Below are 16,849 nucleotides of genomic sequence, written 5' to 3'. Positions count from 1 at the left end.
TAAACTTGTTAAAAAGACCATTTTAAAAAAATCAATTCTATCATGTTGGATTTTAAGAATTTATTCTAAATCAGAAGTGAGCCTATCTCTTGGTATTGCATAACAAACTGTTTCAAATGGAACCATATCTTTATAATGTCGGATAAAGAAGGAATAATCCGAATTTAATTCCTTTATTAGTAAGGGTAGCTTATAGAAATCCTCCAAGCTATGGTAAAGGCATATCGCCAAGGTTGGCTTATTATTTCTAATTAATTCACTTGCTCCTTTAATAGCATTTTCCTCCGCACCTTCAATATCCATTTTTAGAAAGGTAACTTCTTTGCCCTTTAAAATATTATCTAAAGAGTCTGCTCTTACTACGCGTTCCCCCGCATCAGAAATTCGACCAGATGTTTGTGCTTGTTTAAATCTTAAATTTGCTTTCTTATCCCAGCATGCAATATTATAAGCTTGTACATTTTTGTACTCATTCACAAAAATTTTATTATTAAGTTCATTGTAAATATCCTCGTCAGCTTCAAAAGCGATGTATTTCCTATACCTACCTCCTGATTCACTAAGAAAAGACTCTAAAGTATCTCCATTATAGGAACCACAATCACAAAAAACCTCGTTGTCCTTTAGAACTACCAAATCTTTATCAAAGTATTGTTCATTAGAAGGGTTTGAAATACCATTCAAAAAATCATTATCCAATGATATTTTATAATTTAGAACTGCTAAATAAACTTCTTTTGAACGTTCGTCAGCAAGTAGAGAATACACTTCTTCGTATTCATTTATATGTGATTTAATAACTTGGTAAGCAGTTGCTTTTTTTTGAAATTCAAAATATTCTTTTGCTAAACAGAAACCCTTTATATCAATTGCATTCTGTTCAATTCCTAGTGATACTAACTGATTTCTTATTTCTACCAAGTGCTCCGCTGCTATAATAATATAAATATCTGGTATATCTTCTTTGATTTGAACCACTTCCGATGGGGACAACACTACCAATTCGTTTTGCTTAGTCCCCCACTTTTCCTCATTATTATCAGCAAAGTACTTTACATTATCTTGAATGTCGAAACTTTTTATAAAATCAAAGACACATTGACCGGTAGTTGCACTTCCCCAAATAATAATATTTCTTTTATCTTTAATTTTATTAGTATAACTAGCAGAATTAATCCAATAAAGATCGTGCTCTAGCAGTTTACTTCTAAATTCATTAACCATTGCTCTGCCACCTTGTTCTTGTATTTTAATCTAGGTTCATTCGGCCTATCCTAATTAGCATCAGCTTTAAAAAAGGGTTCCACCAATTTTATTGAGCAAAATGTAGTATCTTTTACGGTTAACCCCGCTAATCCTATACTATATAGATAAGCTATACCTATCTCTAGGGATAGCATAACAAACTGTTTCAACAGAAAACTCTGAATAATGACGCATCAATAATATATAGTCCTTATTTAAACTTTTCATTATTAACGGAAGTTTATAATAATCATACAAGTTATGATATACACATATTGCCAATAATGGTTTAGAACCCCTAATTAGGTTTGATGCACCTAGCAATGCTTTCTCCTCAGCGCCCTCTATATCCATCTTAATAAAAGTAGGATTTTCATCTTTTAGAATACTATCTAAAGTATCTGCATCTACTTCACTATCCCCTTGTAATGAAACATGCCCAGATGATTGGTTTGATTCAAATTTTAGAGAAGCTTTTCTATCCCAGCAGGCATAATTATAAACTTGTACCCTTTCATAATTTAATTCATTTACTTTATGCCTAATAATATTAGATAATTCTTTATCAGCTTCAATAGCTAGGAATTTACTGTATTTACCCTTTGTTAGAGAAATGAACTTCTCGAGAGTATCACCATTAAAGCTCCCGCAGTCACAAAAAACTTCATTATCTTTAATCTCTATTATCTCTTTATCAAAATATTGTTGCTCTGAAGGTGAGTAAATTTCTTGGATGTATTTATTATCTAACGATATCTTATAATTTAGTAAACCTAGATAAACATCCCTTGACCGTTCATCCGCTAAAGATGAGAATACTTCTTCAAATTCATACAAATAATCATATATTAATTGTAGAGGGGTTTTACCCCTATAGCGTAAATAATCCCAGGCTAGACGAAATCCTATTATATCAATATTTTCTTCCTTTACCCCAAGAGATAACATTTGTTGCTTAATCTCCTCTAATCGTTGACTAGCGATTATAACATATGTATTTTGATCGTTTTTCACAAATTCCTTTACCTCTTTGGGTGATAATATCGATATGCCATCCTGTTCCCCCCCCCACTTTGTTTTATTATTATCTGCAAAGAACTTTACTTTTTCTTCAATATTGAATTCCTTCAAAAAATCATATACATATTGACCAGTTACTGAACTACCCCAGATAATTATATTGGCTTTATCCCTAACTCTATTTGCATACCCTGCAGCGTTTATTGGAAATAAATCTTTGTCTAACAATCTATTTCTAAAATCATTAACCATTACTTTGCCACCTCGTTCATGTATTATAGTTTAGGTTCATTCGGCCTATCCTGATCACCATCTGCTTTAAAAAAAAGTGTTCCGTCAATTTTATAGTGTGCCCAAATGTCAGCATTTTCACGGACAAATGGTTCAAAGTAATTAGGGATAATATTTGTGTCATCTTCTGTTCTTAATTTAAATCCGGCATCAAAAATGTACTCTTCCTTGAAACCTAATGTATAAAAATCTATGTATTCATAGTCATTTTCCTGTAGTAACTTTCTAAACTGATTCCCTAAACCAGCAAAAAGCTTGTGCTCACCTATATAATCAACAATCCTCAGGATTCTCCCACCATTACATGTAATGGAACGGGTCATCATTAATGCTCCAGTGTTACCAGACTCATCTTTAAGGCCATAAATATCGTATGTATAGTAAGGGTGGTTAAAATATCTTTTATTTATGTACCAGAAATCTTTATATGGTATAGCATCAACATTTTCAACATTGAAGTTCTTTTTTACATCCTCTATAGAAGCAAACTTCTCTAAAAAAACATTTTGTTTATTCCTATCTATAGCTTTCTCCTTTTTTTCTTGTATTTCTGCAATATTATAATTTTCAATTTCAGTATTCAAAAAGTAATATTGCTTCATCTTTGCAACCTTTTCTCCAAAAAATATCCTTCTTAACGGAATCGTTGTATTAAGGTTAGCACCATTCCCAATGTGAGTTCTACAGCCAGTCAAGGGGTATACCCTTTTGGCTAGTTCAATTCCTAAAAGTGGGATATTGTCATGATCATCAACCACTTTCCATAAACTTCCCCAAATATCTTTGCGAGTAATATCATTTGTGGCTGAACAATTTAGAAATCCAAAAATACCTTCAATTGACTCAGTATTTCTGTCAATAGCTAGAACAAAATTTACATTGTCACCCTCAACAAATTCATACTCAAATAATTCTCTATCTTTAGACATGATATGTCCTTCACGCCAGTAATCATTTATAAATTTCATAATACTTTCAATATCTGTATATCTCGCGAGCCTGATATCGTATCTTGCATCAAATTTATTCAAGAGATATTCCTCCTTTAAGGGTGGTATCGTTATCGATTCGGAATAATTAAATAAGCAATATGATTCCGAACCTCTCCAAATAATGGATAGTTAGTAAATAAATAATCCCCAATCACCTGCATAAACTCAAAGTCAATTTCATGATCTAGATCAAGAACAGCAGTGTCCATCATTTGTATTACATCACATTTCCCCTCAAATATCCCTTTACCACTTTCCAAAAAGCTTGGAGAATATGCATATAGAGAGGCATTCATATCGTATATTTCTGGTGCCTCCTGCCTCGTATTATAGGAAGACTCTATTACTCGTTCAAACGTGCCATTCGATTTTTTCACCATATTAAAATAAGGATTTCTTCTAGAGGTAGTAACAGAAAAAACAACATCTACGTTTGTGTCTACTTTTTTATTGATTATGTTTTCTAGATCGTCCAAGGTTCTAAGGGGAGCTGTAAGATCTAAATCAACAACCATGTCATAATCTATTGATTTCCTTTTTTTCATTATCTTTAAACTGTTAGAAATGACAGGTACTTTCGGTGTGTTATCTTGCCCCAATTCCTCTTCTCTATCTATTATTTCGACATTTACCTTTAAATCTTGGATCAAATTAATTAATTCTTTACTATCCGTATTTAATACTATATCTACACTATGATTTGGATTTTTCGTCATGTATAGGTCAATAACAGATATACTATAATATGGTAGTGGGAAATCTAGAAATTTCTTTATATTTTTATTTTTTATTCCTTTTGACCCAGCTCTACCGCATATGGTAAATAGTATATTCATTTAGACCTTTCCTTCCTTTGATATATTAAGTATTTGAAGTGCACTTAAAATGTCGTTGTGGTTTTTCCTTTTTCCTTCTAGGGTATCAAAAAAATAAGTAATTTCTTTTCTTTGAAAATCATCCCTTGATTCCTTCAGAGACAATACTCTCCCACTTTTCAAAAACCTTATTTCACTTTTAATCAGATCTCCAACCACTGTTTCATTAGCTGTAAATAACTGAACTTCTCTTATAGGCTCTCGTCCAAAATAATCTAAATGAACCTCTGCTAGCATATCTTTATATCTTGCTATATAGATTGACAAATCCTCACTGTCGATGTGTAACTCTGAAAACTTACCTTTAATATTAAATACTTCTTCAGGCTTACCGAACAAATAACAAAGGTAGTCCCACTCATGAATTAAGTCGATAGGAACACCTCCACCCTGTGATTTACGAGCACTATAGGTAATTTTGTAATCTACATTAGGTCTCCAGTCTGGGAGATAGCTAGAACAAATTACTCTAGCACAATAAACACGAGTAGCAGAAATGGACTCTTTCAAATAACTGATTACATTCGTGTATCTTAATGGGCATGCAACGTAATAAACAGCTTCTTTATTTAATGGTAATTCGTGAATAGGGTGATTAGAGTGATCAAATACAGGCTTTTCAATAAACATATGCTTCGTTTTGAGCGCGTACTGTTTAATAGTATTAAAATGTAAATGCGTGGGATTCGTAACAAAAATGACGTCATAATCTGATGGAACATCCTCATACTTGTAAAAAACTCGATTTACTAACTGATATAAATGACGTTCAATTGGTGTATTACTACTTCTTATTACATCTATTACATATGTAGTTTTTCTCTCGTTTAAAACACTCACTATATTTTTTAAATGTCTAGTCCCTATAGACCCGAGACCAACGATAGCTATTTTATAGTTTCTATTCATGATAACCCTCAATCTCATCAATGAGTGCTAATATCTGCTTATCCTTATCAAAGCTATATATAGGAGTAACTCCAGTTTCTAAGGAGTCAAAAAAAGAAACGATTTCATTATAGTAAGCATTTTCAACCACAAAGTTACTGTACCCTTCTAATTGATCAACTTCCTTATATAAATTAATTACAAGATCCATTTTCTTTTCATAATCATATATTTTTAATCCTTTAGCAGTTCCATCCCAAGATAGGTAGAGTTCCTCTCCAAAAACTTCTAAATTTCTCACTGCCTTCCTAGATACAACATCAACAGCTAAAGTCCCCTTATGACCAGACTTGTGCTGAACAATTACTAGGTAATTATCATAGTAATCAATTTTTAAATTGCTAATCTTATTTCTAATTACATCTACTTTAACAACATCTCCAAACACACTTGTTAACCAAGGGAGTTCGATAGCAAAAATTTCTCGGCAACCATTGGATCGTTTATCTCCCACAAAAAAATTTGTATAATTTTCCCACGGGTGCCAATCAGGTAAATACTGTCCGACGTGATATGTATAATTTAACCGTCCATTTACTGCATCAATTGAAGTCCGGATCTTGTTTATTTCTTCACGGTATAAAAAGGTAGATGACAAAAATAATAAAAGGTTCTTCTCTTTAGCAATAGCAATGTTTTCCTCATATCTATCTGATACTAAATTGAGCTCAGTAAACACATGTAATTGATGGTTTAGACATTGATTAATTATTTGACTATGTGATAGGGGCGATGTACAGACGAATGCACATGTAACCTCCTTTTCTAGAATTAATTCTTCCAGTGTTTTAAAGGTTTCAATTCCATAAAGCTCTTTACATTCATTTCGTCTCTCTTCTTTTGTATCTACCCCAAATATTAGCATGGTGTCATCATATTTCTTTATTAGTCTGATTCTCCTCTTTCCCATTGAACCTAAACCAATAACTACTACATTCAAGTTATTTCACCTCAATATTATAAAATGGTTTTTTTAAATTTATTTTTTTATTTAATAGGTAATCTTTTATGGTACTAATTACTTTCATTGACGTGTTTCCATCTCCGTATGGATTTGTTACATTGGATGCTCTATTTTTGAACTCGTTACTTAATGCTAGTGAAATGGCACTTTCAATATCACTTGTTATTGGTTCACAATTTATTACACTACCAGCCTGAAGACGCCCCTTTTGTCGATCCCCTATATTTATAGTTGGTATCCCAAAACTTGGTGCTTCAATTAGTCCACTTGAAGAGTTGCCAATTACGATAGAACCATACTTTAATGCACTTAAATACCTCTTCATACCTAAGGAATTAAATGCTATAGCATTAGAGTTATCTTCAATAAAATTATCAATCAATTGGTTGATGATTCTTCCATCTACATCAGCATTTGCCTTTGTAAAAATAAAATTCATTTCTTTAAACTTCTTACAGGCATCGAGTAATGACTCAAATTGACTCAATGAACTATTAGCATCTAATGTAACAGGATGATATGTTACGATAGCATAAGGCTTTTCCAAGCTAAAATTGATGGAGGATTCCAGCTCTTCTTTATTTAATAAAGTTTGATTATGGATATTCTCAATCCCCAATGCTCCGACATTAAAGACTCTACTTGGGTCTTCTCCTAACTGAATAACACGCTTCCTATATTCTTCAGTGCTCGTAAAGTGAAGATAACTTAATTTAGTTATGGCATGTCGAATAGATTCATCAATAGCACCTTCCGTCGTCTCTCCTCCATATAGATGGGCTATTGGAACACGTAAATTCATGGCTGCTGTACAAACTGCCAATGTTTCATAACGGTCACCAAGGACAACTAGTAAATCTGGTTTTAACTCGTCAAAATAATCAGCAAAGCTTACTAATGCCAAACCCATAGACTTGGCAATAGCAACTGGAGTATCTGAACTCAAAAGAATCTCAATTTTTTTATCTATTTTAATATCATCTTGCTCAATCTCACTGAAGGTTAGGCCAAATTCGGGAGATAAGTGTGTACCAGTTACTACAACACGCACATCAAATGATGAATCTAAGTTCATTTTTTTTATAATCGGCTTCAATAACCCGTATTCTGCTCGGGTTGCAGTTAATATACTTATCTTCATAATTCAATCAGCTCATCTTCATTAAAGTCTCTAACCGCTTTTTGACCAATGACCTCAAACCATCTCATGGGATTGATTCCATTCCCCGGCCTTTTTACTGTTATATTTTCTTCAGTGAAGATATCGCCCTTTTTTATATTTTTTAGAGCGATAATACTCTTTCTGGCAATGGATATATTTTTTATTTCCGATTCAGCTGGGGATTTTTGATCACTACCAATCGCTAGCTCTATATTTCTAATTGCTCTTACCATCTCTTTTAACTCTTTTGGTTCTAAACTTGCTTTATGATCAGGACCTTCCATATTTCTATCAAGTGTAAAGTGCTTCTCTATAACTGTTGCCCCTAGTGCTACTGCAGCAATTGGAACTTCAATTCCGGTAGTATGATCTGAATACCCGATAGAAACACCAAACTCTGCTTTCATAGTATTCATTGCCAAAAGATTTACATCTTTATACGGGGTTGGATACTCCGTTGTACAGTGAAGTACGGTGATCTCACCAGAACCATTATCTCTTAAGGTATTAATAGCTAATTCTACTTCATTTAATGTGCACATACCCGTAGAAAGAATCACAGGCTTATTAAGTTTTGCAATTTTTATTAGGTAAGGAAGATTGGTAATGTCACCAGATGGTATCTTCCACTTTTCCATGCCTAACCCTTTTAAAAACTCTATGCTTTCAAAATCAAAGGCTGTGGATAAAAATTCAATTTCTCGTTGCTCGCAATAATTATTTAGTTCAATAAATTCATTATGAGTCAGCTCTAGCTTTTTAAGCATACTCAACTGACTTTCTGTGGCATCCGTTTGTTGTTGCTGATACTCAGCTTTCTCAGCATACTTAGATACAATATTTTCTGATACAAAGGTTTGGAATTTAATGCAGCTAGCACCTGCTTCTTTTGCTACATCTACCATTTTCTTTGCTACTTCTAAACTTCCATTATGGTTGACTCCTGCCTCTGCTATGATATAAACACTCACTTAGGTCGTACCTCCTTACATGGATTTCCATAAGCAACCACATTGTCCTCAATATCACTTATTACTACACTGCCCATTCCAATAATAGAATTTGAACCGATATGTATATTCTGCTTTACTACACTTTTAGCACCTATATGTGTATTAGCCCCTATTTTTACATCACCGCAAAGAACTACACCAGGTGCAATATGTGAGAATTCTTGTACAACCGAATCGTGTTCAACAACAGAGGATGTATTAAGAATGGCTCCTTTATAAATAAAGGAGCCCGCATTTACCACCACGTTTTTCCCTATAAAAATTCCCTTTTCCAAAGTAGCATACTTACTAACAATAGCTGAATCATCTATAATATTCGGTAAAGCAAACCCAATTGTTTCTAGCAGTTGAAATAATTTCTTACGAACAGTAGAATCACCAATACTTCCTACTGTAACAAATGCATCTCTGTACCCGCTCTCATAGAGCTTTAGTAAATCACCATCACATCCAATAATCGGAAATGATAATATACTTTTTCCTATTCTTTCCTCTCTATCAATTATACCGATATCAGAGTAGTGTTTTGTTCTAATTATAGAATCAATGACAGATTTACAATGACCACCGCCACCAATTAAAAGAATTCTACTTTGCATCTAACTCCAACCTTCTTCTCATCTTCTCCATCTCATCGATTTGCCCCATATCAAGCCAAGCATTCTCACTAATAGGGTAGACTCCAATTTTTTCTCCAGCTTGTTTATATTTCTCAATGATATCCGGAAAGCCTATAGAAGTATTAGATTCAAGTTCTTCAATTATTTTTGGTTCAACTACATACATACCAGTATTAGTGAAAAATGAGAATTCCGGCTTTTCCTTCATTTTCTCAATCTTTCCGGATTCATTAATTTCAATAACTCCATAAGGAATCTTAACTTTTTTAAGGGAACAGACCATTGTTATCAAGTTTCCCTCTTCTTTGTGGTAAGAATAGATTTTTTCATAATCTTCTTCAATTAAAATATCACAATTAGTTAAAATAAAAGTGGAGTTAATTTTACCTTTTAATAAGCTTAGCCCACCACCTGTACCAAGCGGTAATTCCTCATCGGCGTATTGTACATCATAACTTCTTTCAATTTCATTGAAGTATGCCTTAATCATATTTTTCTTATGGTTTACTATTAAGAAAAATCTTTTATTACCATAAATATTGAAACGATTTATGATATGCTCTATTATCGGTATCTCCCCAATTGGAATTAGTGGTTTAGGTAATATTTTTGTATAAGGGTATAACCTTGTACCTAAACCACCAGCCATAATCACAACAGGAACTTGCATTTTCCTCTCCGGTGTAATTTCCTCATCATTCCATAACACAACCGAAACGATATCTTTTTCCCTATTTAGGATGGGAAGAGCTTCTATAGAGTTTTTGCGCATATATTCTTTTGCTTTTAATTTTTTTTCTTCATATAAGAACTTAGGTTTATAATTTGCGATATCTTTAACTTTTGCATCTAAGTGTCCCTTTTTTAATATCCATCTTCTGATATCGCCATCTGTAATGGCTGCAACAAAACGATTATCTTTTACAACAAATAGAACTTTTTTAGCTACCTTATCTAGTAATTCCATGGCTTCAATCATGGTGGATTCTTCATCAATTAAAAAGGCCTTAACATCCAACTGCTTCGCCTCCATCATTATGACCCTAAGCTTTTAAGACAATTAATTATGTATTGAACATCTTCTTCTGTTAAGTTGGAGCTACAAGGTATATTCACTACATTCGCCCAATATTTCTTTGCGTTTTCTATTTTATATACCTGATTAGAGAGATATGGTTTTTGCTCATTTATCAGACCCCATACGGGTCTTGCTTGTATTTTATTCTCGTTTAAATATTGAATGAGATTTTCTCTATTAAGGGGATAATCTTCACTAATAAACAATGAATAAAACCAATAGTTACTCCTTATATCTTCACGAAATGGTAGCATTTGTAGGCCCGGGATTTTTCTTATTCCCTCTTGATAAGCAACATAATTTTCCTGTTTTTGTTTGATGAAAGTTTCTATTTGCTCTAGCTGTGCTAAGCCTATAGCTGCTTGTACATTGGTCATTCGATAATTGTAACCAATTTCATCATGAGTATAATAAAGATCATCACTTTTAGCTTGTGTGGTAAGATGTTTTGCTTTTTTCAATAGCTCCTTGTCATTTGAAACAATCATTCCACCTCCACCTGTGGTGATAATTTTATTACCGTTAAAAGAGTAAACTCCTAAAGTTCCTATAGTCCCAGCAAACTTCCCTTTTAAAACCCCTTCACTATAATAAGAACCTAGAGCCTCTGTAGCATCTTCAATAATTTTGAGATTAAATTCGTCTGCAATCTCTGTGATTCTTTCCATATCTGCTAAATTTCCAAAGACATGAACCACTAAAACCGCCTTAATATACTTGCCAGTACGTTTATTTATAAGTTTCCCATCAGTAAAAATACATTCTTCTTTACAGAAATCACTTAGTTTGACTGGATCCATACAAAGGGAATCATCACAATCCATAAATATTGGGTCTGCTGATAAGTATTTAACAGGATTTACAGCTGCAATAAAGGTTAACGTTGGTACAATAACCTCATCGCCCGCTGAAACACCACATACTTGAAGAGCAACATGCAGCCCCGATGTACCATTTTGAACGGATATAGCTCCAGCTGCATTGACATATTCAGCTGTTTTTGTTTCAAATGAATCGACATAGGCTCCAACAGATGACACCCACTCGGTTTGTACTGCATGGGTAACATACTCTAGCTCTTTTCCTTTTAAATTGGGTACCGAGAGAGGAATAAACTTTTGATCCATGCTCCCCCTCCTATATGTTATAAATATTTGCTTTATATTTATCTAAATTGTTTTTAAAAAACTCAATAGTCTCTGAAAGACCTCTTTCGAAAGAGTATAACGGCTCCCAATTTGTAAGCCTCTTAATTTTTTCATTCGATCCTAACAAACGGTTCACTTCACTTTTTTCCGGGCGTAGTCTTTGTTCGTCACAGATGATTCTAGCATTAGGATTAATTTGTCTGATTAATTCTTGAGCAAGCTCACCTATCGAAATCTCCTGTTGAGTGGCAATGTTTATTTCTTCTCCTATAGTATTATCTGATTTAGCTATTTCAATAAACCCGTTAGCTGTATCTTTTACGAAGTTAAAATCTCTTGTAGGTGACAATGAGCCCAGCATAATTTCTTCATTTCCATTTAGTAACTGGGTAATAATTGTTGGTATAACAGCTCTTGCTGATTGGCGAGGTCCATAAGTGTTAAACGGCCTTACAATAGAAATAGGCATATTAAAACTTCTATAAAAAGACTCCGCTAGACGATCCGCACCTATTTTTGTTGCTGAGTATGGTGACTGACCCTGATACGGATGATTTTCATCAATCGGTACGTATTGGGCAGTTCCATAAACCTCAGAAGTAGAAGTAATAAGGACTCGTGATGTGTTCAAGTCTCTCGCTGCTTGCAAAACATTTAAAGTTCCTTTTATATTTGTATCAATATATGTATCTGGAGAATGATAGCTGAATGGTATAGCGATAAGTGCTGCTAGGTGATAGACTTGGTCTACTCCCTGCATCGCTACTCTTACTCCATTCGGATCCCTAACATCACCAGTTATAACTTCAACTTCTTGCATGACATCCTGAGGAAGTGCATCAAGCCAACCCCATGAATTAAACGAATTGTAGTAAGCCAATGCTTTAACTTTATACCCTTTTTCCACTAGCATTTCTGTTAAATGGCTTCCAATAAATCCGTCCGCACCTGTTACTAAAATATGTTTTGACATATCTTCACCCTTTCTTACTCGGTTCTGTACAGCAAAAGGAGGCATTCAATAAATGAGATTGAGACACCTATTGTTCTTAGTCCCCTTTTTTCTCCTCGATAAACTCTTTGAGCCTTTTGTGTTTCCATCCCTCTATATAAGCCCCACCTTCCGTACAGTTCCAAAACTCAGCATTACTACTAGTATCTATCACATATCTTTCAAACCATCTAAGATAGCCGAGTAAAAAACTCTTTGTCTTTACCTTCTCTCTTTGATAGTAATCAGTTACTTCTATGAGATTTTCATAATTTACTTTTTTCACATTATGTGAACCCACAGCATGACTATACCCTCCTGTAAAGGACAAGTCTTGACCAACTAGCGCTACCCGACTACTGCCCATCCAAACTAATAAATCTAGCAAGCACGTAGCTACTGAACCGCCTGTCCGAATAGTAGGCTCTTTTATAAGATCCGCTTGTATCCTTGAATTAGAGTAGTCTTGCTGCCATACAATATATCTCTTACCCGTATATCCTGAAACAGCCTTTTGATTAGCGGTAGCTAAATAGAATAACGGTACATCTATTATGTTAGACGTTCCCTTAAATTGCTCTAATAATGTATCCTGTGCGTCAGAAATCATTATAGCATTAGGTTTTATCCCAAAATTCAGTAGAGGGATTAGAGCTGTCCCGACACATGCTATAAATATTTCCCGTTTTTTATATACTTCCTTTAACAGTGGTAGTTGCTTAGTTAAAGAAGGACCTGCTGATACAAGAATTGCCGATTTCCCCTTAAGGTAATCTTTCCACTCTAGAATGCCTTTATCATTTAATTTTAAATTATTTGCAAAGTTTTGCTCTAGTATCTCCTTATTCTTTCGCACTGTTTTCAAAAACGTATAAAAGTCACTAAGTCTTTCTTTCAAGGAGGAAAGGTTATTTGGGATTAACTCTAGTGATGGAGAATGAATCATTACCATAGTATCTATTTCATCCAATAGAGGGAGAAAGTCTTTGGAAATCTCATTAATGTCATTAGAGATCTTTATTGAGGTTCTTTCATCCTCTAACCACTGCAACAAATGATTACCCCTTAGCCAGCTAACATAATTTGGATTAAATTCCATTACTACTATAGGAATGTTAGGAAACTCTTCTCTAAGAGCAGCGATATGATAACCTACACCTATACCAATCACACATATCCTACTAGGTTTCTCATTCATCATTTCCCATTGTGCTACCCAGCGTCTGGATTCTTTACTTGGGTCATACTTACTATGAAGCAAATATTTACCTTTATCATTAGTAATAGCTACAGTCCATTCACCATTAACTGCTTTAACTTTTTCCCAGATCATCTTTCTTCCTTATCGACCATTAAGACCCATTTTTCAAGTGTAGGTGCAATCTCATATTGCAGCAAGTCTGCTAATAATACATGATCACCAATTTCTAAAGCCTCCACCATTTCTTGAAAGTTATCCTTTAAATCCAGTAAATTAATATCATTTAAGAAGCCATTATTTTGAATTCCCATTACAGCCTCAAAAACCCATTGTAGCCCTTCGACCAACTGTGGCATAACACTCAGTGCCTTTGCTTCATTTCCCTCCTGTAAATACTCAGCAATTTCTCGCGATCCATTTATTAATTTAGGGAAGTATTCCTTTAAGCTCTCTAATGTGTCTATAACAATTTGTTCCATTATTTCACTCTCCTTTTTGCTCCAATTTATCTAATGTGTAATCCACAGATTCCAATATTCCATTGTATAAAGAACTAGACTTTTTAATGATCCTTCTCTTCATTTCTAGAGGCGTTTCAGTCTCAGGCTCCTGATACATATGATTAATACGGAAGCTGAGTGGCATTATTAAATAATAAATAATGTTATCCTTCGAATAAGTGTTGATTTTCTCATCTAAGCTATCTAGCTTTTTTAAAACCTTGCTATCCATGTACTCTGATTCCATAGACACTCCATCAATCATTTCAATTGCCTTTTTCACATACTTTCTTAATTCAATGAGGTTATCCTTTTCCTTAATTAATGCCATTTCTACATTTTCTTTTGAAATAAGAAGATCAGGATCGATTTCAAGAACCTTTACGAATTCACTTCTATAACTCGTACCACAATATCTATCGATAAAGTCAGTAAAAGGTAAATTAGTAACCCCTTTAATATTCACTCCACCTTCTGTGCAGTTATAATAAGGTCTTTTATCACCTTCTAGACTAAATTGATGAAACATATCCTCAAATACTTTTTTCATACTTAAAAATCCATAGTCAGTTAGTACAGTATCTCCATAGTATCCTTCAACCTCAAGGTAATTCTTGTTAGCTATATTCTCCTCTTGAATAACCTTCTTTTGATTACTATTCCCACTGGCATGACTTAGATTGTTTGTATATGCTAAATCTTGACCAATGAGACAGATTGGACCGGAAGAGATTAATTTGGCCACGTAAAGAGAAAAAGTTGCAACCGAGGCACCACCATAGACAAACTCAACCTCTTCACCTATTACTTTATTTACCCAACCTGATAATTCTCTATCTTGAGAATTAAAAATTACATTTAATCCGTTATGGTGCTTAGGAATGTTTTTATGAACGTTTACGCTATAAAAAAGTGCAATATCATCATAGTCTAATTTTTCAAAGTGTCTCCAGTTGGCCATATCTCCATCAATAGAGACGACGATATCCGGCCTTATCCCTGCATTCAATAAAGGGTTAATTGTGGAACCAGCTGCCAAAATAAGTGCTGTTTTGTTCTCTTTAATCTTTTTTAAACTAGATAACTGTTTATTTAAAGAAGGTCCTGATGCCGCAATAATTACAGGGCATTGAAGTTTATTAACAAATTTATTAATTGTAGTAGACTTCCATGAGTTTGAAATATTGTTCAATAAGTTATCCTGCCACACTTTCCCAAATTTCATCATGGTTGCTACGTTAACTAGTGATAGCCTAGCATTTTTTAATATTATTTCTTTAAAATGAGCAATAATCGTTGGATACACCTTTTCATAATTCGGTGAAGTAATGAATTCTAATTGTCCAATATTCCTTTTATTAACAAGATATCTAACTTCCTCTTCAATCTTATTGGGGTGATATCCAACTATAAAAAAGACTTGTGGATGGTTAATAAGCGACTTAAAAAGCTCACTACCTTTAACAAGCTCAAATAGCTTTAAACTGGGTTCTATAATGAGAAGGAAATCATTACTTCCCATCTTATTTACTAATTCATTCGCTAAATAAGAATAAGGAAGACCAAATAGAATGTGTGAATAATTTTTTTTATATTCACGCTCAGCTATCTGCTTCGATTCCTTCAATGGATCATATCTGCTATTTAGATAAAATCCATTCTTCTTAACAATAGGCAAGCCACTTTTACTTTCAAGAATTGAAATATCTTCGTTTAACTCCAACCGTTCTCCTTTAATTACATATAAATTTTCCAAGCGATATTCCCTCCCTAAGCCATGCACACTACAAGTATTTTATAATTAAGAAGGACAACCATATATAGGTTGCCCATCTTAATTTAAATTTAATTATCTTAAAAGTTGTAGTACACCTTGTGGCTGTTGGTTAGCTTGTGCCAACATTGCTTGAGATGCCTGTGCAAGAATTGAGTTCTTCGTTTGGTTCATCATCTCTTTAGCCATGTCTACGTCACGAACACGTGATTCTGATGCTGTTAAGTTTTCTGCACTTGTATCTAGGTTAGCAATTGTGTGCTCAAGACGGTTTTGAACAGCACCTAGCTTTGAACGCTCTTCAGAAACCTTTGTGATTGCACTGTTAACTGTTGTAATAAATGCAGTGAAATCAGCTGAACTTGCTAAAGCTGTGATAGCTCCAGCAGTTAAGCTAGTTGCTAATGAAGATGCATTCATTGAACCAATACTCAAAGTAATTGTTTGTGAAGAGTTAGCACCCACTTGGAAATTATAAGTTCCAGAAGTTTCGATAAGTTTCTGTGTATTGAACTCAGTATCAGTTGAAATTCTATCGATTTCTTTCTTTAACTCTTGTAATTCTGATTTGATTGAGTCACGGTCAGCTGTAACGTTTGTATCGTTGGCACCTTGTACCGCAAGTTCTCTCATTCTTTGAAGGATTGAATGTGTTTCGTTTAAAGCACCTTCAGCTGTTTGAATTAAAGAAATACCATCTTGTGAGTTACGTGATGCTTGCTCTAACCCACGGATCTGACCACGCATTTTTTCAGAGATTGAAAGACCTGCTGCATCATCACCAGCACGGTTGATACGAAGTCCTGAAGATAATTTCTCCATTGATTTCATTTGCCCAGCATTAGCTGTACCTAATTGACGATACGTGTTTAAAGCTGCAATATTATGATTGATTCTCATTTTAATTTCCTCCTTGAATTTTCAGGTCCACATCCTTGTGAACACTTTATGATTAAGTTTAATTGAGAATAAAAACAAGGTCGGCCGCCCGTTTTCTTACCCTCTAGCTTACAAATATAATATCGGA

General features: G+C 34.0%; 16 protein-coding genes. All 16 read right to left on the bottom strand.

Annotation, left to right across the window (positions count from 1 at the left end):
• Positions 1-60: 60 nt before the first annotated feature.
• Positions 61-1,224, bottom strand: coding sequence for an FkbM family methyltransferase (locus BKO01S_RS15470; protein WP_066055914.1), 1,164 nt, complete (start codon positions 1,222-1,224; stop codon positions 61-63).
• A gap of 138 nt (positions 1,225-1,362) precedes the next feature.
• Entirely contained in the window at positions 1,363-2,517 is a 1,155-nt protein-coding gene (locus BKO01S_RS15465) for an FkbM family methyltransferase (protein WP_066055911.1), read from the bottom strand.
• A gap of 23 nt (positions 2,518-2,540) precedes the next feature.
• On the bottom strand, positions 2,541-3,587 hold the full coding sequence (locus BKO01S_RS15460) for a hypothetical protein (RefSeq protein ID WP_066055908.1): 1,047 nt from the start codon (positions 3,585-3,587) through the stop codon (positions 2,541-2,543).
• A gap of 29 nt (positions 3,588-3,616) precedes the next feature.
• Entirely contained in the window at positions 3,617-4,384 is a 768-nt protein-coding gene (locus BKO01S_RS15455; protein WP_066055904.1) for an acylneuraminate cytidylyltransferase family protein, read from the bottom strand.
• The gene (locus BKO01S_RS15450) at positions 4,385-5,332 is read right to left on the bottom strand and encodes a Gfo/Idh/MocA family protein (RefSeq protein ID WP_066055901.1); all 948 of its coding nucleotides are present in this window, start codon (positions 5,330-5,332) and stop codon (positions 4,385-4,387) included.
• Positions 5,325-6,311: a Gfo/Idh/MocA family protein gene (locus BKO01S_RS15445; RefSeq protein ID WP_066055898.1), complete on the bottom strand. Its 987-nt coding sequence runs from the start codon at positions 6,309-6,311 to the stop codon at positions 5,325-5,327. The genes BKO01S_RS15450 and BKO01S_RS15445 overlap by 8 nt, the downstream gene beginning before the upstream one ends.
• A 1-nt stretch (position 6,312) precedes the next feature.
• Complete coding sequence (gene neuC, locus BKO01S_RS15440; protein ID WP_066055895.1) at positions 6,313-7,476, bottom strand: UDP-N-acetylglucosamine 2-epimerase; 1,164 nt, start codon at positions 7,474-7,476, stop codon at positions 6,313-6,315.
• Positions 7,473-8,468 (bottom strand): N-acetylneuraminate synthase, encoded by a 996-nt coding sequence (gene neuB, locus BKO01S_RS15435; protein WP_066055892.1) that lies wholly within the window; start codon positions 8,466-8,468, stop codon positions 7,473-7,475. Before neuB ends, neuC begins: the two co-directional genes overlap by 4 nt.
• Positions 8,465-9,109: an acetyltransferase gene (locus BKO01S_RS15430; protein ID WP_066055888.1), complete on the bottom strand. Its 645-nt coding sequence runs from the start codon at positions 9,107-9,109 to the stop codon at positions 8,465-8,467. Before BKO01S_RS15430 ends, neuB begins: the two co-directional genes overlap by 4 nt.
• Positions 9,099-10,148, bottom strand: coding sequence for a sugar phosphate nucleotidyltransferase (locus BKO01S_RS15425; protein ID WP_066056021.1), 1,050 nt, complete (start codon positions 10,146-10,148; stop codon positions 9,099-9,101). The genes BKO01S_RS15430 and BKO01S_RS15425 overlap by 11 nt, the downstream gene beginning before the upstream one ends.
• 17 nt (positions 10,149-10,165) lie before the next feature.
• Positions 10,166-11,335 carry a LegC family aminotransferase gene (locus tag BKO01S_RS15420; protein WP_066055884.1) on the bottom strand — a complete coding sequence of 390 codons (1,170 nt, stop codon included), beginning with the start codon at positions 11,333-11,335 and terminating at the stop codon, positions 10,166-10,168.
• Positions 11,336-11,345: 10 nt separating this feature from the next.
• The gene (locus BKO01S_RS15415; protein WP_066056018.1) at positions 11,346-12,329 is read right to left on the bottom strand and encodes an NAD-dependent 4,6-dehydratase LegB; all 984 of its coding nucleotides are present in this window, start codon (positions 12,327-12,329) and stop codon (positions 11,346-11,348) included.
• A gap of 76 nt (positions 12,330-12,405) precedes the next feature.
• Complete coding sequence (locus tag BKO01S_RS15410) at positions 12,406-13,680, bottom strand: motility associated factor glycosyltransferase family protein (protein ID WP_066055881.1); 1,275 nt, start codon at positions 13,678-13,680, stop codon at positions 12,406-12,408.
• Positions 13,677-14,027, bottom strand: a complete 351-nt coding sequence (locus BKO01S_RS15405; RefSeq protein WP_066055877.1) for a DUF8042 domain-containing protein — start codon at positions 14,025-14,027, stop codon at positions 13,677-13,679. Before BKO01S_RS15405 ends, BKO01S_RS15410 begins: the two co-directional genes overlap by 4 nt.
• 4 nt (positions 14,028-14,031) lie before the next feature.
• On the bottom strand, positions 14,032-15,804 hold the full coding sequence (locus BKO01S_RS15400) for a motility associated factor glycosyltransferase family protein (RefSeq protein WP_066055874.1): 1,773 nt from the start codon (positions 15,802-15,804) through the stop codon (positions 14,032-14,034).
• A gap of 93 nt (positions 15,805-15,897) precedes the next feature.
• Positions 15,898-16,722 (bottom strand): flagellin Hag, encoded by an 825-nt coding sequence (gene hag, locus BKO01S_RS15395; RefSeq protein WP_066055871.1) that lies wholly within the window; start codon positions 16,720-16,722, stop codon positions 15,898-15,900.
• Positions 16,723-16,849: the final 127 nt, after the last annotated feature.

Origin of the sequence: Robertmurraya korlensis NBRC 107688 (assembly GCF_001591645.1) — a bacterium.
In the GTDB taxonomy this organism is placed as follows: Bacteria; Bacillota; Bacilli; order Bacillales; family Cytobacillaceae; genus Robertmurraya_A.
This window is presented reverse-complemented; position numbering and strand designations above follow the sequence as displayed.